This is a genomic window from Rasiella rasia, assembly GCF_011044175.1.
GTDB classification, from domain to species: Bacteria; Bacteroidota; Bacteroidia; order Flavobacteriales; family Flavobacteriaceae; genus Marinirhabdus; species Marinirhabdus rasia.
Window position 1 is genome coordinate 561,389 of record NZ_CP049057.1, and the last position, 25,137, is coordinate 586,525.

Below are 25,137 nucleotides of genomic sequence, written 5' to 3' on the forward strand. Positions count from 1 at the left end.
TTGAATTTATTTTACCACCCAAATAGCAAACCAACAGATACCGAAATCAGCTTTGATAAAGAAGAAAGCAGACACATTGGTAAAGTGCTTAGAAAGCAAGTAGGAGACATTTTACACACCACAAATGGCAACGGATCTATATTTGAAGCAAAACTTGAAGTAGTCACTCCTAAAACATGTCTTGCGAGTGTATTAAATGTAATTAATTACGATGCTGTTCCATATAATATTCACTTGGCAGTTGCACCTACCAAACTGAATGACAGATACGAGTGGTTTCTTGAAAAAGCAACAGAGATTGGCGTTTCAGAAATAACACCAATTATTTGCGATCATAGTGAACGTAAAGTCATTAAGTCTGAACGGTATGAGAAGATTTTACAGAGTGCTATGAAGCAGTCGCTTAAAGCATATGTACCAAAATTAAATGCTGCTACACCTTTTTCAGAATTTATCCTGAAACACGCAAATGATGAAGGCATACGCTGCATTGCTCACTGTGAAGAAACTAATAAGCATTCGTTAAAAGACATATTGTTACCCAAAACTACTGTTCTCATCTGTATTGGCCCAGAAGGCGACTTCTCCTCTTCAGAAATAGACAAGGCCTTGCAACACAATTTTACCCCCGTCCATCTTGGAAACTCTAGGTTGCGAACAGAAACTGCAGCCGTCGTTGCCTGCCATAGTGTTGCCTTTATCAATGAAACATAAGAAAAGTAAGGTGTGCTTCGTTACTAATTTGTACTTTTAACCCGCTATGAAATTATTATCAATTATCGCCATTTTACTATGTACCTTGGGTGCCAATGCGCAAAAAGTAGCTGTTCTAAAATATGGCGGTGGTGGCGATTGGTACGGCAATCCTACTGCGCTACCCAACCTAGCTCAATTTTGTAACGAGAAGATTAATACTGTCATAGATGCCACTACGGAAACCGTTGCGCCTGGGAGTATCGATATTTTCGATTATGCCTTTTTACACATGACAGGTCACGGAAATGTTTTTTTTACTGCAGAAGAAGCTGAAAATCTAAGAAATTATTTGATGAGCGGCGGATTCCTTCATATAGACGACAATTATGGGATGGATGAATATCTTCGGAAAGAGTTAGTGAAGCTTTTCCCCGATAAAGAATTGAAAGAGTTACCGGGTAACCATCCTATATTTTCATATCATTATAAATTTCCACAGGGATTGCCTAAAATACACGAACACGATAATGCCCGCCCACAGGCGTTTGGTATTACTCACGAAGGCAGGCTACTACTACTCTACACTTTTGAAAGTGACCTTGGAGATGGTTGGGAAGATCAAGAAATTCACAACGACCCACAAGAAATACGCCTTAAAGCACTTCAGATGGGTGCAAATATTGTAAAATACGCCTTCGAACATTAATATATGCGACTTAGCTATTATTGTAAATCTTGTAAAAAAAAGAATTTCTTGAAGCTAAAAGCCTCCAATAGATACGATTTACAACAAAAAGTTGGAGACGAAATTAGTCGTAATTGTAATCACTGCGGCACCATAGAAAAACGTCATATTAACATGCTCGTTGCAGAACCTTCGGCATATCTTATTTGGGTCTGTTTAGCGGCAATAGTTATAATTACAGGTTTATTCTGGTACTACGGATTTGTAGCATTGATAAGTTTTTCTGCGCCTATTTGGTTTTACTACGAAGCGCAAAGACAAGCAAGCTATTTCAACAAGAACAAGATTAGCAGAAAGTAACATGCTTCAACACAATCATAAATCAACTCCCTTTTCCGAAGAAAAAAATGACCTTATCCTTGTTTGCGATAATTTGCAATCACCAGCGAATATCGGTGCTATCTTTAGACTATGTGACGCTTTCGGCGTAAAAAAGATTCTATCTAACGTTGCGTTCGACATGTCCTCTAACCGACTCAAGCGAACATCTAGAAATACTGAAAAGCACATCCCTTTTGAAATAACTGAAAGTTTACCAGCACGTGTTGTACAGCTACAACAGCAAGGGTATGTAACCATTGCCTTGGAAATCGCTACAGCGAGTATTGCACTTCCAAACCTATCATTGCAGAGCAAACAGAAGATTGTGTTAATTATTGGCAACGAAAAGCATGGTGTGTCTGAAGAGCTACTCAGTATTTCAGATATTACTACCCACATACAAATGTATGGCCAAAACAGCAGTATGAATGTTGCACAGGCAACAGCTATTGCTTTATACGAGTTAACAAAACATTGAGGTTTTCGCAAGCCTATTTTAGTATCTTTAGAACATGAAACTAACCGCCAAGATTATCTCTATGGGATTACTACGCACCCTTGCTATTCTAGGGTTAATAGTGGTGTTTCTGTGGTTTATCTTTAAGATTAAAGTTCTAATTCTTTATATGGGCATTGCAGCGGTTATTTCCCTGATAGGAAGACCATTTGTATTGTTTTTAAAACGAAAGTTAAAGTTTGGCAACACTTTCGCTTCCTTTTTAACGCTTTTAGGCGTGATAAGCTTTGTGTCTTTGTTGTTGTACATTTTTGTGCCTATTGTTGTAGAACAAAGCAAGAGCATAGCCGAAATAGATTTTGACATGGTTAAAAAAGACTTGAATGAATTAAATATTCAGGCAAGCGACTATCTTGGTGTAGAAAAAATAAACCTGGTTGAGGCCATTAAAAAAACTCCTGCGGTAGAGAATTTTGATGTGGAGCTAATTCCTAGTTTTATCGATATCTTCTTTAAAAATGCAGCCGACTTCGTTATTGGGCTTTTCGCGGTTCTATTTTTGTCTTTCTTCTTGCTGAAAGACGAACAACTTATACCAAACGCGGTGATGGCATTTGCAAAAAAGGGTCGTGAAAAACGGTTTCTTTCAGTACTCATTAAAATTAAAGAATTGTTATCACGATATTTTATCGGACTGGTGTTCCAGATTACCATTTTATCATTATTCTACACCTTACTACTTCTAATTTTTGGTATTGAAAACGCCTTAGCGATTGCACTTATTTGTGCCTTTTTAAATATAGTGCCCTATTTGGGTCCATTAATAGCTTGGGTACTTATGCTCCTAATTGTGGTATCAAACAACCTTGGCGCAGATTTTTCGTCAGAGCTCTTACCAACGCTCGGCTACGTTACCCTAGGCTATGCAATAGCGCAAATATTTGACAATCTGGTAAGTCAGCCCGTTATCTTCGGAAAAAGCGTTAAATCACACCCCTTAGAGATATTTATAGTAATCTTAATTGGTGGATACTTGTTTGGAATTCCGGGGATGATTTTGGCGGTACCAACATATACTAGTATTAAAGTAGTGGCCAAAGAATTTCTTTCAGAATACAAAATCGTAAAAAGACTCACTAAAGATTTATAAATTATTGAACGAAGCACTTTTACATACCGATGTTCAAGAATTTATTTTTCAATACGAAGAAGACCTCTCAAAACTAGCATTTGCAGGATCGAAATTTCCTGCAGTATCCACACAAGAATTACTGGAACAACTGCAAAGTAGACGAGCGATTAAGAAGAAATTACCTCTTTGGTATCATAAAATGGGGGTTATCTACCCTCCTAAGCTCAATTTGGAGCAAACGTCTTCTGAAATTACCGCTCAATATAAAGCCAAACTGTGCTCCGGTACGTCGTTGGCAGATCTAACAGGCGGTTTTGGCGTAGACACCTTCTATTTTTCGCGAAGATTTCAGGAAGTAGCTCATTTTGAAATTAATAAATCTCTATCTGAAATTGCGAGCCATAATTTCAATTTATTAGGACAATCTAATATTAGCTGCCATACCGTAGACGGACTTCAAGGCGTGACAGAATCTGAATTTGATGTGCTCTATATCGACCCTTCGCGTAGAAACGAATCGAAAGGAAAGGTGTTTTTGCTTGAAGATTGCGAACCTAACGTTCCAAAACACCTGCAATTTCTTTTAAGTCGAAGCAAGACCATTCTTATTAAAACATCTCCAATGCTGGATATTTCAGTAGGGATAAAAGAATTAGAAAAGGTTACTGAAATACACGTAGTAGCGGTAAACAATGAGGTAAAAGAGTTATTATGGCTTATAGATGAGCGTGCAGATACAAATCCAAAAATAATTACAGCAAATGTTACTACAGATGGTCCAGCTATTTTTTCTTTTAATCACAAAGCATCTTTCAACACAACGTATAAGAATCCTCAAAAGTTTTTATATGAGCCAAATGCGGCCATACTAAAAGCTGGAGGGTTTCAATATATTTCAGAACACTATGCTGTTGCTAAGTTGCATCAGCATAGTCATTTATTTACAAACCAATCGCTGATAGAATTTCCTGGAAGACGGTTTCGTATTGAAAAAATACTTCCCTATACCAAAAAAGACATGCGTCGTGGCATTACTTTTGATACTGCCAATATCACCACACGTAATTTCCCCGAAAGTGTCGCAACACTTCGTAAAAAATGGAAAATAAAAGAAGGGGGTGAACGGTATTTGTTTTTTACCACGCTTGAAAATGAAGATAAAATCTTGTTAATTTGCGCAAAAGTTTAATTATGAAATTTTTACTATCACTATTTATACTCTGCAGTTCACTTATTGGATTGGCACAAACAGAAGATTGTAGTTATAAAATACAGATTGATACAGACGAAGAGACCTTTAAATTAACCAACGAAGAGCTTACAGAGTTTTTGGTAGGTCGCGACAGAAACGTTTTTATTTATTTCAGTCTTATGCGCGAGGATGCTGTAAAATCTTTGGTGATGCAAGTGTCTGTTAATGCTAAGGAAATACCACCTATTCTTTGTTTTAATAAAGACAGCCGCGTTTCTTTTAAGTTAGAAGATGGCAGTTTTGCATCCCTACGCTATTTAGGTGAAGTAACATGTGGAAGACAAGTAGAAAACTCAGAAACACTAAATAATAGTACATCAGAGGCGGCTTTTTTATTAGATGACGCTAGTGAAAAACGATTATTACAGTCTAAAATTACCTCAATGCGCATCACAACAATGAAGACAAACTTCGATGTTACCTTCCAAGATGTGCTAAGTAACGCCCAAATTGAAAATCCGATTTACCCTAAAGAATTCTTTTTGAAGTACTTGAAATGTTTAGAGTAAAAAACCTATTATTTTTTTGTTTGCTACGGTTTATAAACATACATTTGCATCCGCATTAAAAAACAACAACGTTCTTTAAATGTTTGGAGAGGTGCCGGAGTGGTAACGGAGCAGATTGCTAATCTGTCAGCGCGCAAGTGCTGCCCGGGTTCGAGTCCCGGTCTCTCCGCAAAAATAACACCTCGGGGTGTAGCGTAGCCCGGTCATCGCGCCTGCTTTGGGAGCAGGAGGTCGCAGGTTCGAATCCTGCCACCCCGACAAGAAACCGGACAAAGTATTTGTTCGGTTTTTTATTTTTTAATTGGTCCAGTAGCTCAGCTGGATAGAGCACCTGCCTTCTAAGCAGGCGGTCACAGGTTCGAATCCTGTCTGGATCACAACAAATAGGAAGCTGCACAATATGTGCGGCTTTTGTTGTTTTATGGCGTAACGAAGTGATTCGTTTAAGCAGTAAAATAGTAAAAGCCTTAGATGCATAAGCATTTGAGCTTCCTATTTGCACTTTCGAGCATCAAAGGAACTATAATCCTGTCTGGATCACAACAAATAGGAAGCTGCACAATATGTGCGGCTTTTGTTGTTTTATGGCGTAACGAAGTGATTCGTTTAAGCAGTAAAATAGTAAAAGCCTTAGATGCATAAGCATTTGAGCTTCCTATTTGCACTTTCGAGCATCAAAGGAACTATAATCCTGTCTGGATCACAACAAATAGGAAGCTGCACAATAGTGTGGCTTTTGTTGTTTTATGGCGTAACGAAGTGATTCGTTTAAGTATAACTATAATTCCAAACCTTAGTTCGTTTCCTAAATCTTCAATTCTAACAATATATTATGCCATCTTAAACCTTACACGCCGTTTTTATTTGTTATTTTTATAGAGCAATGTAAAACTACCATTTATGCGAATTAACTTTTTATTTGTTATTGTTATACTACTCTGTTTTTCTTGCCGAGAGCAACGAAAACTTAGCTCTACAGATCCTATAAACTGGGAAAAGCGAATGCTTAAATCCAACCCAACAGATTCACTCGAGAATGGCAGTACATTTTTGTCTATCTATTCTCAAATATTTATGAGAACAGAACAAGATTATGTAGATCTTACCGCAACTGTAAGTCTTCACAACCCAAATATTGCAGATACACTATTTGTTAATCGAGCTGTGTATTACAATACGGCAGGAGAGGCAATTAGAACGTATTTCGACAAAACTATTTATGTGAGACCGTTAGAAACAGTTCAAATTGTTATAGACGGAGTTGATAACGAAGGCGGCACGGGCGCCAATTTTATATTCGATTGGCAAATGCACCCAAAATCTATTGCTCCCTTGTTTGAAGCGGTAATGCTCTCTACTTATGGGCAACAAGGTATTTCATTTGTAACCGAAGGCAAACGGATTAAATAGTAAATCCTTTAACGCCAGCGTTTGAATTAAAATTTCAAAATAACTAGTATGTATTCGATTCTTACGGGGCTTTATTCTGGGTACTCAACTCTAAGATGGTAAATATTATTCAGTTTCTTTTTAAGTACTTTTTTGATAGACTGAATTTCTTTGAACGTAATATTGGCGTTTAAAAACTGTCCTTGTTCCATTTGGCCGTCTATTATTTTTTCTACAAACCGGTCTATTTTTGAAGATGTTGGTTCTTTTAGACTTTTACTTGCCGCTTCTACACTATCTGCCATCATTAATATGGCAGTTTCTTTGGAAAAAGGAGTTGGCCCTGGGTACTGAAAATCTTCAATATTGGCAGAACCATTGCGTTCTTCTTCTTTTTTATAGAAATAGTAAACCACACTGGTACCGTGGTGTGTTCTAATAAAATCGATTACACGGTCTGGAATATTCCTTTTACGTGCCATTTCAATTCCATTAATTACATGGTCTATAATAATTGTTGCGCTTTCTTTGGGATCTAACTCATCGTGCGTATTAAAACCACTTAGTTGGTTTTCAGTAAAATTAGTTGGATTCTCCATTTTACCAATATCGTGGTACAACGCCCCTACTCGCACCAACATAGCATTGGCTCCAATTTCATTAGCAGCAGCTTCGGCGAGATTAGCAACGTTTAACGAGTGATGAAATGTTCCTGGTGCCTTGTTGCTTAACTCTTTTAATAATTTACTATTGGTGTCACTAAGTTCAAGTAGCGAGACGTCAGATACCAAGCCAAAAACCTTTTCGTATAAATAAATAAGTGGGTGAGCAAATAAGGTTGCCAGCCCAGCCAATACAAAATATCCAAAATTCTCTAACTGCATACTAAAGACATTTCCTTCTTGAATAATAAAAAAGGCAAAATACCCTATGATGTAGACCAACGTTATTTGTCCAACCGAGGTAAACAGGTTGGCTCTTCGGTAGAGTTCAGATACGGTAAGAATGGTCACAATTCCGGCGATAATCTGTAGAAAAAGAAATTCAAAGCTATTTGGCACTATAAATCCAAGCAACAATAAGGTAAGCACGTGTACAAATAAGCCCAAGCGTGGGTCAAAGAACGCTTTCAGAATAAGTGGAAGAATACACAGCGGCACCACGTATACATAGTTAGCATCTAGCTTTACCACAATTGTGGTTAGAAACACCATAAGCACTATATTGAAAAATATAAATGTTACCTTGGTGTTATTTGCATAGATTTCGGTGCGGTATTTCTTTAAAAATAACAGTAACATTAAAAATACAAGGGAAACCAGCATGGCATACCCAAACACCAACCAAAAGTGGTTATTCTTGCTCCATACAATCGATTGATATTCATCTTGTAGAGAATTTAATATTTGGTACGTATTCCCTTCTACTACTTCTCCTTTCGCGATAATTCTTCCGCCCTTTTCAACGATACCTTGATTCGGACTTATAGCGTCTAATTCAGATTGTATAGAGGCTTCGGTAAGCTTTCTATCTACGGAAATATTAGGGGTGATACTTCTGTTTAGTAAAATTTTAAGTAGGTCTCCGTAACTCTCTGCCTTCTTTTGGGTAATTAACTTATCTATTTCTTTAGGAATCTCATCGGCATGCGTAATCTGAGCGAAGGTAATTTCTTCAATGATATTGCCCTTTTTCAAATAAATAAGATCGTCGTCGTTATATCTGGTGACCTCTTGCGTAACGCCAAACCGGTATAACTGGTTTATAAATTGAATCCCAACCGTACGTATGGTGTTTTCTTCAACTTGAAACAAACTATCTACATAAGAAGTAGTTAAAAGCTCTTCAAACTTATCTTTCCCCTGTGTAACAATCTGTTCGTCATACTCAAAATACGGAATAGCATTATCTCGTATGTTTTTCCGTTCGGCTTCTAACTCACTTTCAGATTTTTTTATTGTAAAACTAAAGGGTGCATACAGGTTTTCATACTGCCAAGGCTTTCCTTTCTGAAAATTATATTTAAACTGCCCTCCTGTTGGAAGCAAGTAAATCACTAAAAACGTGGAAAGTACAAACAGAAGTATTCTATAAATATCTGCCTGATTCTTAGAAAGAAATGAAAAAAATTGTTTCATATACTGCTTGCGATTAGTAAAGGTACTATTTACCCTGCACTATTCCCAAAGCTCTAACGTTTTCACGTTGAAGGTTTGGTATAAAATGCTTAATTTTGCAGCATATTTTTAACGGCATCTATGTACCATGCCGTATTATAATCCACAAAAAAAATTATGAGTAAAAAAGTAGTTATCGTAGCCGCAGCAAGAACTCCAATAGGAAGTTTTATGGGAAGTTTATCTTCTATGAGTGCCACCCAATTAGGTAGCGTTGCCATTTCAGGTGCGCTAAATAAAATAAACCTAGATGCCGCCAAAGTGCAAGAAGTTTATATGGGTAATGTGGTGCAGGCAGGTGTAGGACAAGCACCTGCAAGACAAGCTGCTTTAGGTGCTGGTATTCCTAATACTGTTCCTTGTACTACTGTAAATAAAGTTTGTGCCTCTGGTATGAAAGCTGTTATGAATGCAGCTCAGGCAATTGCCTTAGGCGATGCAGATATTGTTGTTGCTGGAGGAATGGAAAGTATGAGCAACATACCTCATTATGTGCATATGCGTAACGGAACTAAATTTGGACCTGCTACACTTATCGATGGTATGCAAAAAGATGGCTTAGTAGATGCATACGACCAAAATGCCATGGGTGTTTGTGCAGATGCTTGCGCAACAGAATATAAGTTCTCTCGAGAAGATCAAGATGCCTTTGCAATTCAATCTTACGAGCGTTCTGCTAAAGCTTGGAGCGAAGGTAAATTTTCTGAAGAAGTAGTACCAGTTAGTGTGCCACAACGAAGAGGGGAACCTGTTGTGGTTGCCGAAGATGAGGAATTCAAAAACGTAAAAATGGAGAAAATTCCAGCGTTACGTGCTGCCTTTACTAAAGATGGAACCGTTACGGCGGCCAATGCATCTACTATTAATGACGGTGCTGGTGCGATGGTTTTAATGAGTGAAGAGAAAGCTGCAGAACTAGGTTTAACACCTTTAGCTACTATTACCGGATATGCAGACGCGGCACATGAACCAGAATGGTTTACAACGGCTCCTTCTAAAGCCCTGCCAAAAGCCTTGGCAAAAGCTGGTGTTTCTCAAGATGATGTAGATTTCTTCGAATTTAACGAAGCCTTTTCAGTGGTTGGCTTAGCCAATATGAAAATTCTAGGCTTAAACGATAGCAATGTAAACGTAAATGGTGGCGCTGTATCGTTAGGACACCCTCTTGGCTGTAGCGGTGTTCGTATCCTTATAACACTTTTAAGTGTGCTTCAACAAAACGATGCCAAAATTGGTGCAGCCGCAATCTGTAATGGAGGCGGTGGCGCAAGCGCTATGGTTATTGAAAGAAATTAATTAGACCTATTTCGCTAACCAAATGAAATACGGTCTCTGTAATCTAAGTATAGTACCTGTGCGACTGGAAGCAGCAGACACCAGTGAAATGGTGACGCAGGCACTTTATGGCGATACATTTAAAGTGCTAGAACAGCGCAAAAAATGGAGTCGTATTCGGTTTTATTTCGATAAGTACGAAGGGTATATAGACAACAAGCAATTTCTAACGATTTCCGAAGAAGAGTATACCGAACTCAACAATACGCCTGCTGCCTATAGTGCCGATGTAATAAGTATGATTGTTACTGAAAAAGAACAATTAATTACCATTCCTCTTGGGTGTACTATTTCGGCTAAAAACTCGCTACAACACACTTTTGAAGGTACCTATATTGCAAGTAAGCAGCCAAAAGCTAAGATTATTGATACCGCATTACTGTATTTAAACGCCCCCTATCTCTGGGGTGGAAAAACGCCCTTTGGGATAGATTGCAGCGGCTTTACACAAATGTGTTATAAAATTAATGGGCATGCATTGCTTCGCGATGCAAGTGAACAGGCTACTCAAGGAGATCCGTTAAGCTTTATTGAAGAAAGTGAACCTGGCGACCTAGCCTTTTTTGATAATGCCGAAGGGAATATTATTCACGTAGGTATTATTATGGAAGACAATTATATTATACACGCACACGGACATGTACGTATAGATCGCCTAGACCATACAGGTATTTTTAATTATAAATTAGGGCAACACACCCACAAGCTACGTGTTATAAAACGAATCATCTAAATATATTTTCTTCGAAAAATTTAGCGCATAAAAAAACTGCTGCCCTTTTTGAGAAACTCTAGGACAGCAGTTTTTGCTTTTTTAGGAGTTGCGCTTATTGCCCGCCTTCCATTTGCTGAAGTTTAGCCTTCATAGCCTTCGACTTTGTGTCTTCGCCTACTTGGTCGTAAATATTCATGAGGGTTCTTACCAATTCAATATTATCTGTACGTAACTTCATAGCCGACTCTAAATAAGGAATTACTTCTGTATATAGGTCTTTACGTTGTTGTTTAAGCACGTCGTAGCGCTCGTTGTCTGCCTTAGACATTCCAAGATTGTTCATCTCTTCTACAATGGCCGTTTCTTTTCCTAGCATAGTTGCGGCAATATTAATCATCGCTGCAGAGTATTCTGGATTGTATTTAAGTGCTTTCTGATAGTACTCAATTGCCTTGTCTGCATCTCCATTCTTAGCACTACCTACACCTAAGTTATAGTACAATTCTGGGTTTGTAGGGTCTGAAGCGATAATTTGCTGCATAAGCTCATTATACTTTTTCATATCACCCATCTGGTAAACCATATCTGCCTCTGCACGTATGAGTCCGATATCATTCGGGTTCTCTGCACGGGCGTCTTGCATTACTTTCATTGCTTTTTCTTTTTCACCTTTACTGGTGTAAATAATAGCAACGCTACGTAAGATTTCACCTTTTACAGATTTAGCCATTCGCTCATCTGGATTTGTGTAAAGACCAGACAGCATGTTGGTAGAACGACTTCCTTCATCGGCAAAAGTAACAATCACGTTATCTTCTATTCGAGTAGCAATCCATTCTTTTTTAATTCCAGTATAGCCCATATCAAGCAATTGCTCGTAATACGTAAGGGCGCTGTCGTAATCTTTAGCCAATACAGAACTTTCTGCCGCATTGTACAAGTCTAAGGTGTCTTTAGAAACCGTATAACTTGTATATAATTTTTCAGTAGCACTTGCATATTTCTGGGCTTTTTGATCTGCCACAGCACTGTTCACAAGAGATGCACGTAATTGCTGCACTCCTAGAAGTGCCTCCTTATTAGTAGCATCCATTTCTAAGACTTTGTTGAATGATGTTGCAGATTGCTTCATCTTTTCAAAGTCGCTGTTTCCGGCATCTGCCAAATAGATTTGTCCCTTTGTAAGGTAGAAATCTGTTTTCATATCATTGTCTGCACTACCAAGCATCCCCTCTGCTTGATCAATATATCCCATAGCTTCTGCTACTTGGTTGTTCTTTAAAGCTTTTTGAGCTTTTTTAATTTCCTTCTTTTGTCCAAAAGAAGCGGCAGTTACGAGGAGAATTCCTGCCAATACTACATATTTTTTCATGGTTTTGTGTTTATTCGTTTTCTTCGGTTTGTGTATCATCGTTTTCAAGAGTCGTGCCATTTTCTTCAGCGCTGTCTTCTCCAGCTTCTGATATAGGCTTTGTAATTACATTTCCATCTTCGTCTAGCTCTACATCATCATCGTCGTTCATTACCTTAGCCACGGCAGCAATAGAATCGTCTTCTCTTACTTTAATAAGACGAACGCCTTGCGTTGCACGCCCCATTACACGTAAATCTTCTACCGCCATTCTAATTGCAATACCCGACTTATTGATAATCATTAAGCCATCGTTGTCGGTTACATTCTTAATAGCCACTAAGTTACCTGTTTTTTCGGTAATACTAATGGTTTTCACACCTTTACCGCCACGGTTGGTAATTCTATATTCTTCAATACTAGAACGCTTTCCGTAGCCATTTTCAGACACTACTAAGATATCAGACTCGCTATCGTTAATCGCAACCATACCCACCACTTCGTCATTTTCATTTCCTAGTCTTATACCGCGAACTCCAGAAGCATTTCTACCCATAGGCCTTGTTTTCTCTTCTTCAAAGCGAATGGCTTTACCAGATTTAACAGCTAGCATTACCTGGCTATCGCCTGTGGTAAGTTTAGCCTCTAACAGCATATCGTCTTCCTTAATAGTGATGGCGTTAATACCGTTGGTACGCGGACGTGAATACTGCTCAAGCGGAGTTTTCTTCACTTGGCCTTTTTGAGTAGCCATAATTACGTAATGACTATTTATGTATTCTTCATCTTTAAGGTCTTGCGTACAAATAAACGCTTTCACCTTATCGTCTGGCTCTATATTAATAAGGTTTTGAATTGCACGTCCTTTCGAAGTTTTACTTCCTTCTGGGATTTCAAATACGCGCATCCAGAAACATTTTCCTTTTTGCGTAAAGAACAACATATATTGGTGGTTGGTACCCACAAATAGATGCTCTAAGAAGTCTTCGTTTCGGGTAGCCGAAGCTTTTTGCCCAACCCCTCCTCTATTTTGTTCTTTGTATTCGGTAAGTGAAGTACGTTTAATATACCCCGCATGAGAAATAGTAATTACTACCTGCTCATCTGCTATCAAGTCGGTAATACTTACATCGCCACCAGCATATTCTATGGTAGAACGACGCTCATCACCATACTTTTCTTTAATTTCTTGCAATTCATCTTTAATGATTTGCATTCTACGCTCTTTATTAGCAAGAATGTCTTTGTAATCATTAATAGTATTCATTAACTCTTCGTACTCAGAACGTAGCTTGTCTTGCTCTAGACCTGTTAACTGGCGCAAACGCATTTCTACAATGGCCTTTGCTTGTATTTCAGACAACTTAAAGGTCTCCATCAATTTCTCGCGGGCTTCATCTGCATTTGCAGACGCTCTAATAAGCGCAATTACTTCATCTATATTATCTGAAGCAATTATTAGTCCTTCAAGAATATGAGCACGTTCTTCTGCTTTTCTTAATAAGTACTCTGTACGACGCGTTACTACTTCGTGTCTGTGCTCTACAAAGTAGTGAATCATTTCTTTAAGATTCAGCAAACGCGGACGCCCATTTACAAGCGCAATATTATTAACACTAAAACTAGATTGTAGCTCGCTATACTTATATAATGTATTTAAAACGATATTTGGAATGGCGTCACGTTTCAGAATGTAAACAATACGCATCCCGTTACGATCACTCTCGTCGCGAATGTTGCTAATGCCTTCAATCTTTTTGTCATTCACCATGTCGGCCGTCTTCTTAATCATGTTAGCCTTATTCACCTGGTAGGGAATTTCAGTAACAACAATACATTCACGTCCGTTTACTTCTTCAAAACCTGCTTTGGCACGCATTACTACACGCCCACGACCTGTATGAAATGCATCGCGAACACCTTCATAGCCATAAATAACACCGCCCGTAGGGAAATCTGGTGCTTTTACATGCTGCATTAAGCCGTCTATGTCTATGTCGTTATCCTCTATGTACGCAATTGTTCCGTCTATTACTTCGGAAAGATTATGGGGTGGCATATTAGTTGCCATACCCACTGCAATACCTGAGGCACCATTAATAAGAAGTCCAGGCACTTTTGTTGGAAGTACCGTTGGTTCTTTTAAGGTGTCATCGAAGTTAAGTTGGTGGTCTACCGTTTCTTTATCGATGTCGGCTAGCATGTCTTCGGAAATTTTCTGCATTCGCGCTTCGGTATAACGCATGGCAGCTGGGCTATCGCCATCTATACTTCCAAAGTTACCTTGCCCGTCTACAAGCATGTACCGCAAACTCCAACTCTGAGCCATACGCACCATAGCATCGTACACCGATGTATCACCGTGCGGGTGGTACTTACCTAAAACTTCTCCAACAATTCTTGCCGATTTTTTATGTGCAGAATTGGCACGCACACCCAATTCGTGCATACCAAAAAGTACACGTCTGTGTACAGGTTTCATACCATCGCGCACATCTGGCAGTGCACGTGACACGATGACCGACATCGAATAATCGATGTAAGCCGATTTCATTTCATCTTCAATATTTATTGGGATTACTTTTTCGCCTTCAGCCATAAAATAATTCTTTATTTATTTTGTTAATCAAGAAAGCAAGATACTTAATTCTGAAGGTTTGACGAGCCAAAACAGGGTGCATTATTCACCATTTTATTAACAAATATTTAGTAGGCAATCGTTAATAACTATCGTAGTTTAGGCTTGGTAAATCACTGTTTTTTTTGTCCTTTTACTCTAACCTGTAATGAAAGGGCATCATTTTTGACTTATTTATCACAAAAATGAATAATTTTAGACGTACAGGAGACACTATATATGGATGATAATTTTTCCCCCAGAGTAAAAGATGTAATTGCCTATAGCAAAGAAGAAGCGCTGCGGTTAGGTCACGATTTTATTGGTACCGAGCATTTAATGCTTGGCCTACTTCGCGATGGTAACGGCAAAGCAGTTACCATTTTAAGTCAGTTAGACATAGACTTAAATCACTTAAGACGTAAAGTAGAAATACTAAGCCCTGCCAACCCAAACGCAGGTACAAACACAAACGATAAAAAGAATTTACATTTAACCCGTCAGGCAGAACGCGCGCTTAAGACTACCTTTTTGGAAGCAAAACTTTTCCAGAGCTCGTCTATTAACACGGCACATTTACTGCTTTGTATACTACGTAATGAAAACGACCCAACAACCAAGTTGTTAAACAAAATGAAAGTAGATTACGACGGTGTAAAAGATCAATTTAAACTTATGATTGCAAACGACGACGATTATATAGAACCACCAACGTCTGAAAGTTTCCCAAACGACGACGACACCTCTAGCGAAGAAGAGAACAAAGAAAACCTCTTTGCTAGCAACGCAGGTAATAAAGGCACAAAAAAATCGAAAACTCCAGTGTTAGATAATTTCGGAAGGGACTTAACCGCCCAAGCCGAAGAAGGAAAACTAGACCCGGTAGTGGGCCGAGAGCACGAAATACAACGTGTATCTCAGATTTTAAGTCGGAGAAAAAAGAACAACCCGTTGCTTATTGGAGAGCCTGGTGTGGGTAAAAGTGCCATTGCCGAAGGTTTAGCCCTACGCATAGTACAACGTAAAGTGTCTCGTATTTTATACGACAAGCGCGTTGTTACCTTAGATCTAGCAAGCTTGGTAGCAGGTACCAAATACCGAGGCCAGTTTGAAGAGCGTATGAAAGCGGTGATGAACGAACTTGAGAAAAACGACGACATCATTCTATTTATAGATGAAATTCACACTATAGTAGGCGCAGGAGGTGCTACTGGCTCTTTAGATGCTAGTAATATGTTTAAACCTGCGCTTGCCCGTGGCGAGATACAATGTATTGGTGCCACTACCCTAGATGAGTACCGTCAGTACATAGAAAAAGATGGGGCTTTAGAAAGACGCTTTCAGAAAGTATTGGTAGAACCAACATCGGTAGAAGAAACGATTGAAATTCTGCAAAACATTAAAGAAAAGTACGAAACTCACCACAACGTTAGTTATACAGACGCTGCCTTAAAAGCATGTGTAACCTTAACCAATAGGTATATGACCGAACGCTTCTTACCAGACAAGGCAATTGATGCCATGGACGAGGCTGGTTCTAGAGTACATATTACCAACATACATGTGCCAGAAAAAATTCTAACGCTAGAAGCCGATCTTGAAAAAGTACGCGAACTTAAAAATTCTGTAGTGAAAAAGCAGAAATACGAAGAAGCTGCCAAATTACGAGACGACGAGAAGAATTTAGAAAAGCAGCTTGTAGATGCACAAGAAGCTTGGGAAAAAGACAGCGCGCTACATAAAGAAACGGTAGATGAAGAACAAGTAGCCGAGGTTGTCTCTATGATGACGGGCGTACCTGTAAATCGTATTGCACAGACCGAGAGTAACAAACTTGCAGAATTACCAGAACTTATTAAAGGAAAAGTAATTGGGCAAGACGAAGCTGTTGCAAAAGTGGTAAAAGCCATACAGCGTAATCGTGCGGGGCTTAAAGACCCAAACAAGCCTATAGGTTCATTTATATTCTTGGGTCAAACAGGAGTAGGTAAAACGCAGTTAGCGAAGGTGTTGGCGCGAGAATTGTTTGATAACGACCAAGCCTTGGTACGTATAGATATGAGCGAATACATGGAGAAATTTGCCGTGTCTCGTCTTATTGGAGCACCTCCAGGATACGTAGGTTACGAAGAAGGTGGCCAGCTTACCGAAAAAATTAGACGTAAGCCATACGCGGTTGTATTGCTAGATGAAATTGAAAAAGCCCACCCAGATGTGTTTAACATGCTGTTGCAGGTGTTAGATGACGGGTATCTAACCGACAGCTTAGGCCGTAAAATTGATTTTAGAAATTGTATTATCATCATGACCTCTAACATTGGTGCCAGAAAGTTAAAAGACTTTGGTACCGGAGTTGGTTTTGGTACTTCTGCGCAAACAAGTCAGGCAGAAGCAAACGCTAAGGGTATTATTGAAAATGCACTTAAAAAAGCATTTGCGCCAGAGTTTTTAAATCGTGTAGACGATGTTATGGTGTTTAACACCCTAGATCGTGAAGACATACACAAGATTATAGACATAGAACTTGTAAAGTTATACGCTCGTATTGAAGATATTGGCTATACGCTTAAACTGTCTGAAAAGGCAAAAGACTATATCGCAGACAAAGGGTTTGACAAAGACTACGGAGCGCGCCCATTAAAACGTGCCATCCAAAAGTATATTGAAGATGCCCTTGCCGAAGAGATTATTAACTCGAACCTTAAAGAAGGTGATACTATCTCAATGGACTTAGATGAAAAAACAAATGAGTTAAAGATTAAAATTAAAAAGAAGAAAAAAGCAACAGAGTCGTAATAGACAACCACAACGTTTAAACTAGCTTTTTTACTATTTTTAACTTGAGTAACAGCCCCCTCCCCTTCATGCGCTGAATGGTAGGGGGTTTTTTATTAATTAGATTTCTGGGTAATGTTAGGGTTTGTGATGTTATCCGAGAGTTGTACACAATATTAAAAAATGAAATATTTAATTACTTTTATCATACTTTACATAAGTGTCGGTTGCTCTAAAAAAATAGAAAACAACCAAATTCAACGAATAGATGGCTCGTCAATAACAAGAGCTAAATTGGATATCCGAATTAAAACCCTTGTTGATTCAGCAGATATAACAGGACTTTCAGTAACAATTTTTAACAAAGACACTGTTACCTATCAAAAAGCATTTGGCTATTCAAACTTTGCCAAAAAAGATAGTTTAAAGATTAATCAAGTGTTTTATGGAGCTTCTTTAAGTAAATCTGTTTTTGGCTATATTGTGGCTCAACTTGCCAACGAAGGGCTCATTGACCTTGATAAACCCTTACAAGAGTATTTAGACACACCTATTCCCAAGATGCAATTTGACAGAGTTTGGAGAGGATTTCATAATCTTGAAAACGATGAGAGGTATAAAGATATAACGGCACGAATGTGCTTAGCACACACCACAGGATTTCCGAATTGGAGATGGGTTAGCAGAACTGGCGTATTTCAGCCTGAAGTAGAAGAAATTGAAATTTACTTTGACCCTGGAACCGAGTATAGTTATTCCGGAGAAGGAATTAGATTGTTGCAAATAGTTATTGAGAAAATTTTAGATAAAGGATTGGAGCAATTGGCACAAGAGCGTGTTTTCGACCCTTTAGGTATGGATATGACAAGTTATGTGTGGCAACAGCGCTTTGAAAACAACTATTGTTATGGACATACCACAGAAGAAAAAGTAATTGATAAAGACACCGAAGATGAAGCGGGAGCGGCAGGTTCCATGGAAACAACACCTGTTGACTATTCAAAATTTCTAACAAAAATAATTGAATTGAGCTTACATAATTCTGATGTTACCAATCTTATGTTCGCACCCAATATTCGGATTAATTCAAAGAAACAGTTCGGTCCAGAGTCACTTGAGACAACAAATGCAAATGACAGTATAGATTTGAGTTATGGCTTGGGTTGGGGTATTTTAAAATCGCCTTATGGTCAAGGATATTTTAAAGAAGGGCATGGAGAGGGCTTCCAGCATTATTCAATTATATTTCCTGAGAAACGTCTTGGGATTCTTTTAATGTCAAATAGTGATAATGCCGAAAGTATATTTAAAGAAGTGTTGGAATTAGGCATTGGAGATATATACACTCCTTGGTACTGGGAAGACTACATTCCATATAATATGAAATAGAAAATACAGTGTACAACACCGCATATAATACAGCGGTCACATTCGGCTTTAATTAAATTTCCTAACTTTATAGAAAATTGATACATCGGATAAAACCGATAGGCGGCGCCACTGCCCTGCCGACGCTAAAGCAAGATGCTACGCCAAGTTGCTACTCCGCATCTACGCCCAGCCGAAGCAGCCGCTTATTACCCGCCGTATCATATGCAAAACCGTTGTGCATAATAACCACTCAACCGAAATCAAGCTAACTAATGAATGAAATCTAAAGAGGAAGAAGAATACGAAAAAAGAGTAAAAGCAAGAGTTTTAAAATTAAAGGAATTTCTTGAAAAAAGCGATAAAAAAATAAATATCGTAGGTAAAGAAGATGCAGTAAATTTTGAGGAAAGTTTTCGTAAAATCCGCTATGATTCAGATGGAAATCCAATATTAGAGACTATAGATGGTAGAATTAGGTCACTAGCTTTGGTTATTGAGCAAGTTGACCATAGAGACAAAATGAAAAGTGCAATTTCCCTTCAGCAAATTCAAGAAGGATATTTCAATAGAATAAAAGGGAATTTCAACCATTTTTATAAAATGATGATTGACAATAATGTTTCCCCAAGTCAAGTTGCTAATGTAATTGCTTACGGTAAACAACCCATAGATAATCTAGATGAAGTAATAAAACCTATTTTAAAAGACCTTGAGGAATTTTGGGAATTAGTTGCAGAATCGGGTTATTTACATCTTGAAGAAGATTACGATTCAATTAAAGCTGTATTTGGCGGAGATTTATTTCCGTCTAATGAGGAAAATATAGCTTCTAAATGTGGAATTTATACAGATACAATAATACTACCTTGCCCATTTATTCGGTCAAGACATATGTTCAATGTTTGGAATAAAGAGCAAAGAGTTTATTATTTACTAAAACACGCTTTAAACATCTTACAATATAAAGAACTTGCATTAACAGAACTTGATAAACCAATAATAGCAATACTTCCAGACAGAGAAATGATGGATGAATTTTCATATGAGAATATTGCAAAACTAGGAGAAACAGATGCTCTTTATCACGCAGGAAAAGTTTTCGATAGGAAATTTGAAAGTATGGATGAACTCATAGATTTTGGAAAAAGCCTAGATACAATAGAAAAAGTTACTAATGAAATAAAAGACCGAAATCGTGTATTATTTGACACCGAGTTTAAAGATTCTTTAGAGTTACAGATAAAAAATCATATGGAAACTGATTCTGCTAAAGCTATGAGAACTGACAATCCTGGAATTATAGTTTCAATGATGGGATTCGGTAGAATGAGTATTTGTAATGAATTATTAGTTAAATCATCAAAAGTAGGCGGAATACCACTAATTGACGCACCTACTTCTTGGGAATATTTCAAATGGAAATTAGAGTATGATTCCGAAAGAACTTATCCTGACAAAGATTATTCTAAACTTCACGTTGTAAAAGGGTTAAATGGTCTTGATAGTTCTAAACTACAATGGATTGGAAAAATACCACCAAAAGGTCTTATAGAATTAAGGAAAAGTGGTGCAATCAATGAGATTAGAGAAATACTGCTAAAAGGAATTGACGAATTAGTAAATGCAAATCAATTTGATTTTACAAGTACTTCCCACAAAGTGTTTAACAACTTGAATAATGCATTTAATCAACATCAAGAAAATATAAAAAAACTAACAAATAAGAAATGGAAAATAGCTGGAAAAGATTTTGGTTCTTGGTTAGTTATGGGCTCAGTTGAGATTGCGTCAGCGTGTACAGGAAATATGATTTTTGGCTTACCATCTGCAATACTTGGTCAAGTATTGGATGCACCAAAACTTAAAGATTTACCTAAGACTGTTGATAACATAAAACAAACTGAAAGAGAAAAAGAACAATTAAAAAAATCACCATTAGGTTTGATGTTTAAGTATAGTAAATGAAAAATTACTATGCACTACACCGTATATAATTTATTGCTGGTTCTTGCCTACTTACGAAAATCCTCGCGGATTTTCTATTCATTTTTTATTTGCTAAATTACATGCTAAACCACGCAACAAACCATATCCAAACACGTTGTGCTTTATTATGACAAACCGCTAACCAATGATAAAATTCTTTAGAAAAATTAGACAAGATTTACTTTCAACAGGTAAAACTGGAAAGTATTTTAAATATGCTATTGGAGAGATTATACTTGTTGTTATTGGAATTTTGATAGCACTTCAGATTAATAATTGGAATGAAAACAGGAAATTAGAAAACAATAAACAAAAACTATTGCTTGCATTAAAACAAGAACTTCAAATAAATAAAGGAATATTAGACAATTATTTAATTGGGCTTCATAAAAATAATTCTCAAGTAAATAAGCTTATCAATTATTCGGCAGGAGCTCAAGAATTACCAATTGATAGTGTTAGAATCTATGCTTCTACTCTATCTTACCCAATAAAACTATCCTTATTAAATTCGGTTTTCGAAGAGGCTGTTTCTGCAGGTAAATTTGAGATTTTAGGAGATAGTCTAAAACAAACTCTTTCTTTTTTAAAAGATTTTACTAAATCCAGAAATGATATCAATGATAAAGGTGATAATCTTCATTTTAATAATAATGGAAATAACACCGATTTAATAATGATTCTAGATGTTTATAGTGTGGATGGTAGTGAAAATTACAATTTCCATCCACCATTAACAAAGCATCCAGACTTTGTAAAAAACGATGAGGATTTTATTAAGTATATAAAATCTTCAGATACATATGCCAAAATAAGCAAAGTCCATTATTTTAATGTTTTAGATGAAGGTTGGATTAAAAATGGTCTATTATGGTTAACAACCGAAAACATTAGACGGATTGATAAAGAGCTAAGTAAATAGAGAAAAATTATGAAATTCTTCAAAAAAATAACGAAAGCACAACAATGGCTATAAGTAATTGCTTGTACTCGCCTACAACTATCATAATAAGCGCAAAAAAAAACGTAACAAACAATGCACACCTCTACATCACGCTTAGGGTTGCCCTATCTTAAAGTAATTTGGGAAGCTGTGTTACGTAAACGTGAAGGTTTAGCAGGCAGTGAACCGCTACCTCACAACTATGTAACCGCTGCTTTTGATGCGTTAGGCATTGGCCTAGAGCCTACATACCAGTATTTATATAGCACTGCCCCTACTTTTGAGGACTTTGAAGCATGGATTGTAGACAATGGACATCCTTCGCAAGAAATGATTCTATTAGTGAATAAAGCAATTTCTAGTGCAACAAAGAACAGTAAGGGTGTCGCGCAAGAACATCAAGTACTAGATGCAACGGCATTACAACATTGGGATAAAGAAGGGTACGTAATTATCCCCAATGTTATTTCAAAAGAAGATTGTGATGCTAGTGTGCGTGCTATTCAGGAAACCATAGCCGTAGACCCACTAGACAAGAGCACTTGGTATACATCGCACCCCCTAAAAAATGGGATTATGGTGCAATTATTTCGGCATCCACAACTTGATAAAAATAGATTTTCAAAAAAAATAGCAAACGCATACCGCCAGCTCTGGCAAAACAACGATCTTATTATAAGCAGAGACCGCGTAAGTTTTAATCCGCCAGAAAACGAACAATATTCGTTTCCGGGTCCAAATCTACATTGGGACGTAAGCTTAAAGCAACCCATACCGTATGGTATACAAGGACTGCTTTATCTTACAGACACCCCAGCACATCAGGGTGCGTTTACGTTGGTGCCAGGGTTTCATCATAAAATAGACGATTGGTTACATAGCATACCCCCTGGTGTAAATCCGCGTACCATGGATTTGCAATCGCTAGGCGCAACACCAATTGCTGCCAATGCGGGCGATTTTATTATCTGGAATCACAAGCTCCCTCACGGAAGTTCTCTTAATCTGGGGTCGCAGCCCAGAATTGTACAGTATATTAACTACCTACCCATTCATCGAGATATCGAAACTGAATGGATTTAATGTGAAGTATATAGGTGTATACAATAAGCCAAGACATCTCATATAAAAGCGCCACAAGGCACACAGCCTTAGCTTTAAACATTATAGCGTTAAACAACATATCGTTAAACAACATAGCGTTAAACAACATAGCGTTGCCGGTAGAAGCTATAATTTCTAAAATAAAAGTTAAATTATTTTTTATTTCTAACCGATTGTTTAGTTTTGTATGGTAATTAGAAACAATGGCACGTAAAAAAGAGTATAATGAAGCTGTAGTCGTAGAAAAGGCAATGAATCTTTTCTGGCGAAATGGTTATGAAACTACTTCTATGCAGATGCTTGAAAAAGAAATGGGCATCAATAAGTTTTCTATTTACGCAAGCTTTGGAAATAAGCACGGTTTATTTCTGGAGAGTTTAAAAAGCTACAAGACAAAAGTTAATTCAATTTTTGAAACATTTAAAAATTCTAATAACGGCGTAGAAGATATTAAAACCTTCTTCTACAACTCTGTAAAGGTATGCACGAAGAAAGGAAATCAGAAAGGTTGTTTATATACAAACACTTACTATGAGTTTTCAGAAAAACAAGATAAACAAATCAATGAGCAGATGACTGCTTTTATGAATAATCTCAAAGAATTATTTATAGAAAAACTGCGATTAGACTCCAACAAAGATGAAGAAACCATCGTAAAACAAGCCAATTATTTGGTATTAGCTAAACATGGTTTGGCAGCCGCAACCCGGGTAAACACTCAAAAAGAAATAGAAGATTATATTGAAATGACCTTTAAAAATTTATAAACCAAAAAATTTTAACCCATAACTAAACGAACGTTTAGATATATAATTAATCCTTAAAAAAATAACTATGACAACATTACAAGTTCACAACCTAGAAACTGCACCAGAAGGTAGCAAAGCATTATTAGAGCAATCGTTAAAAACCAACGGAATGATACCAGGGCTTCACGGTGTCCTAGCAGGAGCACCTGCAACTTTAGAAGCGTATCAAACGTTGCACAAACTATTTACGCAGACTTCATTTAACAAAGAAGAATTAACCGTAGTTTGGCAAACAATTAATGTAGCCCATGAATGTCATTACTGTGTTCCTGCGCATACGGCTATTGCAAACATGATGAAGGTAGATACGGCCATCAGTGAGGCATTAAGAAACAACACCACACTGCCAACCGAAAAATTACAAGTGCTACACGAGTTTACATTAAAAATTGTACACAATCGAGGGCACGTAACAGAAGCAGACTTAGCTACATTTTACGCAGCAGGTTACCAGGAGCAGCAAGTGTTAGAAATCATTTTAGGACTTTCTCAGAAAGTGATAAGCAATTATACCAATCATATTGCCAACACTGCTGTAGATGCACCTTTTCAGAAATTTGCTTGGACCCCAGAGACCGTTTAAGAACGTAGGCTAATAACTTATAAAATTTACAAAATGAATTTACAATCATTAATACCAATAGCTATATTTCTAGTAAGCCTTGTTGGTTGCAACAGTGCTTCAGAGAAGGAAATTAAGACCGCAAGTCTCGAAGAAGAAACTGCTATTAATTTTCAGAATAAAGGTCATGAGTTAGTATATAACATGGTAGAAAAGGTAGGAAACTATCAAAACCTAAGATCTAAAAAAGATGTTACCTATACATATACTTACACCACGCCAGATGGCATGTCTGATATTTCTACAGAGAAATACATCTTCGATGGAGAGTTATCGTATGGTGAATACAAACAACACCAACGTACCCTACCCCAACTCGAAGGCACCTTAGAACAGGGATTTGATGGTAAGCAGTATTGGCTAAAAGCAAATGGAACGGTAATAGACGACACTACCGCGTTGAAAAGAGTGCAATTTAACAGACCTACCAACTTTTATTGGTTTACCATGTTTCAAAAGCTTTTAGATCCAGGGTTACATTATGAGTACCTAGGTGAAAAGGAAATTGACAAGACCCTTTTTGATGTCGTCAAGGTTTCATTTGAAACTAAAAATGATAAAGCCACAGACATCTACCAGCTTTATATCAATAAAAACACAGGATTGGTAGATCAATTTTTATTTACAGTAGCAGACTTTGGTGTCATGGAAAAGCCATTCTTAATGCAGCTAGAATATGAAAAAGTAGATGACTTTTTAATTCCTACGAAACGTAAATACAAAGCATCTACCTGGGATGTTGAAGTGACAGATGCGCCTTGGATAATTGTAACTTGGTCTGATATTAGTTTTGATACGAATCTAAAAAAAGACACCTTTTTAAAGGGCTAG

Annotated in this window: 22 protein-coding genes and 3 tRNA genes; 22 read left to right on the forward strand and 3 right to left on the reverse strand. The window is 37.5% G+C overall.

Translation table 11 applies throughout. From position 1 onward, the window contains the following. The 12 genes from G5B37_RS02515 (at position 1) to G5B37_RS02570 (ending at position 6,522) form a co-directional block, all read left to right on the forward strand. Positions 1 to 714 (forward strand): 16S rRNA (uracil(1498)-N(3))-methyltransferase, encoded by a 714-nt coding sequence (locus G5B37_RS02515; protein ID WP_164678479.1) that lies wholly within the window; start codon positions 1 to 3, stop codon positions 712 to 714. A gap of 46 nt (positions 715 to 760) precedes the next feature. Next, entirely contained in the window at positions 761 to 1,402 is a 642-nt protein-coding gene (locus G5B37_RS02520) for a DUF4159 domain-containing protein (protein WP_164678480.1), read from the forward strand. 48 nt (positions 1,403 to 1,450) lie between these two features. Further along, positions 1,451 to 1,741 carry a hypothetical protein gene (locus G5B37_RS02525; protein WP_164678481.1) on the forward strand — a complete coding sequence of 97 codons (291 nt, stop codon included), beginning with the start codon at positions 1,451 to 1,453 and terminating at the stop codon, positions 1,739 to 1,741. Position 1,742: 1 nt separating this feature from the next. After that, entirely contained in the window at positions 1,743 to 2,240 is a 498-nt protein-coding gene (locus tag G5B37_RS02530; RefSeq protein WP_164678482.1) for a TrmH family RNA methyltransferase, read from the forward strand. Positions 2,241 to 2,274: 34 nt separating this feature from the next. Further along, positions 2,275 to 3,369: an AI-2E family transporter gene (locus tag G5B37_RS02535; RefSeq protein WP_164678483.1), complete on the forward strand. Its 1,095-nt coding sequence runs from the start codon at positions 2,275 to 2,277 to the stop codon at positions 3,367 to 3,369. Between the two features lie 4 nt (positions 3,370 to 3,373). Further along, the gene (locus G5B37_RS02540; protein ID WP_164678484.1) at positions 3,374 to 4,540 is read left to right on the forward strand and encodes a THUMP-like domain-containing protein; all 1,167 of its coding nucleotides are present in this window, start codon (positions 3,374 to 3,376) and stop codon (positions 4,538 to 4,540) included. A gap of 2 nt (positions 4,541 to 4,542) precedes the next feature. Beyond that, positions 4,543 to 5,112: a hypothetical protein gene (locus G5B37_RS02545; protein WP_164678485.1), complete on the forward strand. Its 570-nt coding sequence runs from the start codon at positions 4,543 to 4,545 to the stop codon at positions 5,110 to 5,112. Between the two features lie 85 nt (positions 5,113 to 5,197). Beyond that, positions 5,198 to 5,281 (forward strand) — tRNA-Ser (locus G5B37_RS02550). A gap of 14 nt (positions 5,282 to 5,295) precedes the next feature. Next, positions 5,296 to 5,370: transfer RNA gene (locus G5B37_RS02555), tRNA-Pro, on the forward strand. Between the two features lie 45 nt (positions 5,371 to 5,415). Beyond that, positions 5,416 to 5,489 (forward strand) — tRNA-Arg (locus G5B37_RS02560). Between the two features lie 94 nt (positions 5,490 to 5,583). Further along, positions 5,584 to 5,754, forward strand: a complete 171-nt coding sequence (locus G5B37_RS02565) for a hypothetical protein (protein ID WP_164678486.1) — start codon at positions 5,584 to 5,586, stop codon at positions 5,752 to 5,754. A gap of 258 nt (positions 5,755 to 6,012) precedes the next feature. Beyond that, on the forward strand, positions 6,013 to 6,522 hold the full coding sequence (locus tag G5B37_RS02570) for a DUF3124 domain-containing protein (RefSeq protein ID WP_164678487.1): 510 nt from the start codon (positions 6,013 to 6,015) through the stop codon (positions 6,520 to 6,522). A 71-nt stretch (positions 6,523 to 6,593) separates the two neighbouring features. On the opposite strand, the gene G5B37_RS02575 is transcribed toward G5B37_RS02570, so the two are convergent. After that, the gene (locus G5B37_RS02575; RefSeq protein ID WP_164678488.1) at positions 6,594 to 8,639 is read right to left on the reverse strand and encodes an HD family phosphohydrolase; all 2,046 of its coding nucleotides are present in this window, start codon (positions 8,637 to 8,639) and stop codon (positions 6,594 to 6,596) included. A gap of 156 nt (positions 8,640 to 8,795) precedes the next feature. On the opposite strand from G5B37_RS02575, the gene G5B37_RS02580 reads away from it, so the two are divergent. Continuing rightward, complete coding sequence (locus tag G5B37_RS02580) at positions 8,796 to 9,974, forward strand: acetyl-CoA C-acyltransferase (protein WP_164678489.1); 1,179 nt, start codon at positions 8,796 to 8,798, stop codon at positions 9,972 to 9,974. Positions 9,975 to 9,996: 22 nt separating this feature from the next. Beyond that, positions 9,997 to 10,746, forward strand: coding sequence for a C40 family peptidase (locus G5B37_RS02585; protein WP_164678490.1), 750 nt, complete (start codon positions 9,997 to 9,999; stop codon positions 10,744 to 10,746). 94 nt (positions 10,747 to 10,840) lie between these two features. On the opposite strand, the gene G5B37_RS02590 is transcribed toward G5B37_RS02585, so the two are convergent. Together G5B37_RS02590 and gyrA are read right to left on the reverse strand one after the other, a co-directional pair. Further along, a complete protein-coding gene (locus G5B37_RS02590) occupies positions 10,841 to 12,100 on the reverse strand; it encodes a tetratricopeptide repeat protein (protein WP_164678491.1) in 1,260 nt (419 codons plus the stop codon). Between the two features lie 10 nt (positions 12,101 to 12,110). Beyond that, entirely contained in the window at positions 12,111 to 14,678 is a 2,568-nt protein-coding gene (gene gyrA / locus G5B37_RS02595) for a DNA gyrase subunit A (RefSeq protein WP_164678492.1), read from the reverse strand. A gap of 258 nt (positions 14,679 to 14,936) precedes the next feature. Here gyrA and G5B37_RS02600 point away from each other — a divergent pair, with 258 nt between their 5' ends. From G5B37_RS02600 to G5B37_RS02635, 8 genes are all read left to right on the forward strand, one after another. Further along, a complete protein-coding gene (locus G5B37_RS02600) occupies positions 14,937 to 17,492 on the forward strand; it encodes an ATP-dependent Clp protease ATP-binding subunit (protein ID WP_164678493.1) in 2,556 nt (851 codons plus the stop codon). 162 nt (positions 17,493 to 17,654) lie between these two features. After that, on the forward strand, positions 17,655 to 18,860 hold the full coding sequence (locus G5B37_RS02605) for a serine hydrolase domain-containing protein (protein WP_164678494.1): 1,206 nt from the start codon (positions 17,655 to 17,657) through the stop codon (positions 18,858 to 18,860). 258 nt (positions 18,861 to 19,118) lie between these two features. Further along, positions 19,119 to 20,807 carry a hypothetical protein gene (locus tag G5B37_RS02610; RefSeq protein ID WP_164678495.1) on the forward strand — a complete coding sequence of 563 codons (1,689 nt, stop codon included), beginning with the start codon at positions 19,119 to 19,121 and terminating at the stop codon, positions 20,805 to 20,807. Between the two features lie 166 nt (positions 20,808 to 20,973). Next, positions 20,974 to 21,750, forward strand: a complete 777-nt coding sequence (locus tag G5B37_RS15110) for a DUF6090 family protein (protein WP_175017395.1) — start codon at positions 20,974 to 20,976, stop codon at positions 21,748 to 21,750. 114 nt (positions 21,751 to 21,864) lie between these two features. Continuing rightward, positions 21,865 to 22,854 (forward strand): phytanoyl-CoA dioxygenase family protein, encoded by a 990-nt coding sequence (locus tag G5B37_RS02620; protein WP_164678496.1) that lies wholly within the window; start codon positions 21,865 to 21,867, stop codon positions 22,852 to 22,854. Positions 22,855 to 23,078: 224 nt separating this feature from the next. Then, on the forward strand, positions 23,079 to 23,642 hold the full coding sequence (locus G5B37_RS02625; RefSeq protein ID WP_164678497.1) for a TetR/AcrR family transcriptional regulator: 564 nt from the start codon (positions 23,079 to 23,081) through the stop codon (positions 23,640 to 23,642). A 67-nt stretch (positions 23,643 to 23,709) separates the two neighbouring features. Continuing rightward, on the forward strand, positions 23,710 to 24,267 hold the full coding sequence (locus tag G5B37_RS02630) for a carboxymuconolactone decarboxylase family protein (RefSeq protein ID WP_164678498.1): 558 nt from the start codon (positions 23,710 to 23,712) through the stop codon (positions 24,265 to 24,267). Positions 24,268 to 24,300: 33 nt separating this feature from the next. Continuing rightward, the gene (locus tag G5B37_RS02635) at positions 24,301 to 25,137 is read left to right on the forward strand and encodes a hypothetical protein (RefSeq protein ID WP_164678499.1); all 837 of its coding nucleotides are present in this window, start codon (positions 24,301 to 24,303) and stop codon (positions 25,135 to 25,137) included.

Excerpts from the sequence above, each read along its gene's own strand:
- gyrA (WP_164678492.1), bottom strand. The coding sequence starts at position 14,678 with ATGGCTGAAGGCGAAAAAGTAATCCCAATAAATATTGAAGATGAAATG.
- G5B37_RS02620 (WP_164678496.1), top strand. The coding sequence starts at position 21,865 with ATGCACACCTCTACATCACGCTTAGGGTTGCCCTATCTTAAAGTAATT.
- G5B37_RS02610 (WP_164678495.1), top strand. The coding sequence starts at position 19,119 with ATGAAATCTAAAGAGGAAGAAGAATACGAAAAAAGAGTAAAAGCAAGA.
- G5B37_RS02605 (WP_164678494.1), top strand. The coding sequence starts at position 17,655 with ATGAAATATTTAATTACTTTTATCATACTTTACATAAGTGTCGGTTGC.
- G5B37_RS15110 (WP_175017395.1), top strand. The coding sequence starts at position 20,974 with ATGATAAAATTCTTTAGAAAAATTAGACAAGATTTACTTTCAACAGGT.
- G5B37_RS02635 (WP_164678499.1), top strand. The coding sequence starts at position 24,301 with ATGAATTTACAATCATTAATACCAATAGCTATATTTCTAGTAAGCCTT.
- G5B37_RS02530 (WP_164678482.1), top strand. The coding sequence starts at position 1,743 with ATGCTTCAACACAATCATAAATCAACTCCCTTTTCCGAAGAAAAAAAT.
- G5B37_RS02520 (WP_164678480.1), top strand. The coding sequence starts at position 761 with ATGAAATTATTATCAATTATCGCCATTTTACTATGTACCTTGGGTGCC.
- G5B37_RS02535 (WP_164678483.1), top strand. The coding sequence starts at position 2,275 with ATGAAACTAACCGCCAAGATTATCTCTATGGGATTACTACGCACCCTT.
- G5B37_RS02545 (WP_164678485.1), top strand. The coding sequence starts at position 4,543 with ATGAAATTTTTACTATCACTATTTATACTCTGCAGTTCACTTATTGGA.
- G5B37_RS02575 (WP_164678488.1), bottom strand. The coding sequence starts at position 8,639 with ATGAAACAATTTTTTTCATTTCTTTCTAAGAATCAGGCAGATATTTAT.
- G5B37_RS02585 (WP_164678490.1), top strand. The coding sequence starts at position 9,997 with ATGAAATACGGTCTCTGTAATCTAAGTATAGTACCTGTGCGACTGGAA.
- G5B37_RS02625 (WP_164678497.1), top strand. The coding sequence starts at position 23,079 with ATGGCACGTAAAAAAGAGTATAATGAAGCTGTAGTCGTAGAAAAGGCA.
- G5B37_RS02580 (WP_164678489.1), top strand. The coding sequence starts at position 8,796 with ATGAGTAAAAAAGTAGTTATCGTAGCCGCAGCAAGAACTCCAATAGGA.
- G5B37_RS02570 (WP_164678487.1), top strand. The coding sequence starts at position 6,013 with ATGCGAATTAACTTTTTATTTGTTATTGTTATACTACTCTGTTTTTCT.
- G5B37_RS02590 (WP_164678491.1), bottom strand. The coding sequence starts at position 12,100 with ATGAAAAAATATGTAGTATTGGCAGGAATTCTCCTCGTAACTGCCGCT.
- G5B37_RS02630 (WP_164678498.1), top strand. The coding sequence starts at position 23,710 with ATGACAACATTACAAGTTCACAACCTAGAAACTGCACCAGAAGGTAGC.
- G5B37_RS02565 (WP_164678486.1), top strand. The coding sequence starts at position 5,584 with ATGCATAAGCATTTGAGCTTCCTATTTGCACTTTCGAGCATCAAAGGA.
- G5B37_RS02600 (WP_164678493.1), top strand. The coding sequence starts at position 14,937 with ATGGATGATAATTTTTCCCCCAGAGTAAAAGATGTAATTGCCTATAGC.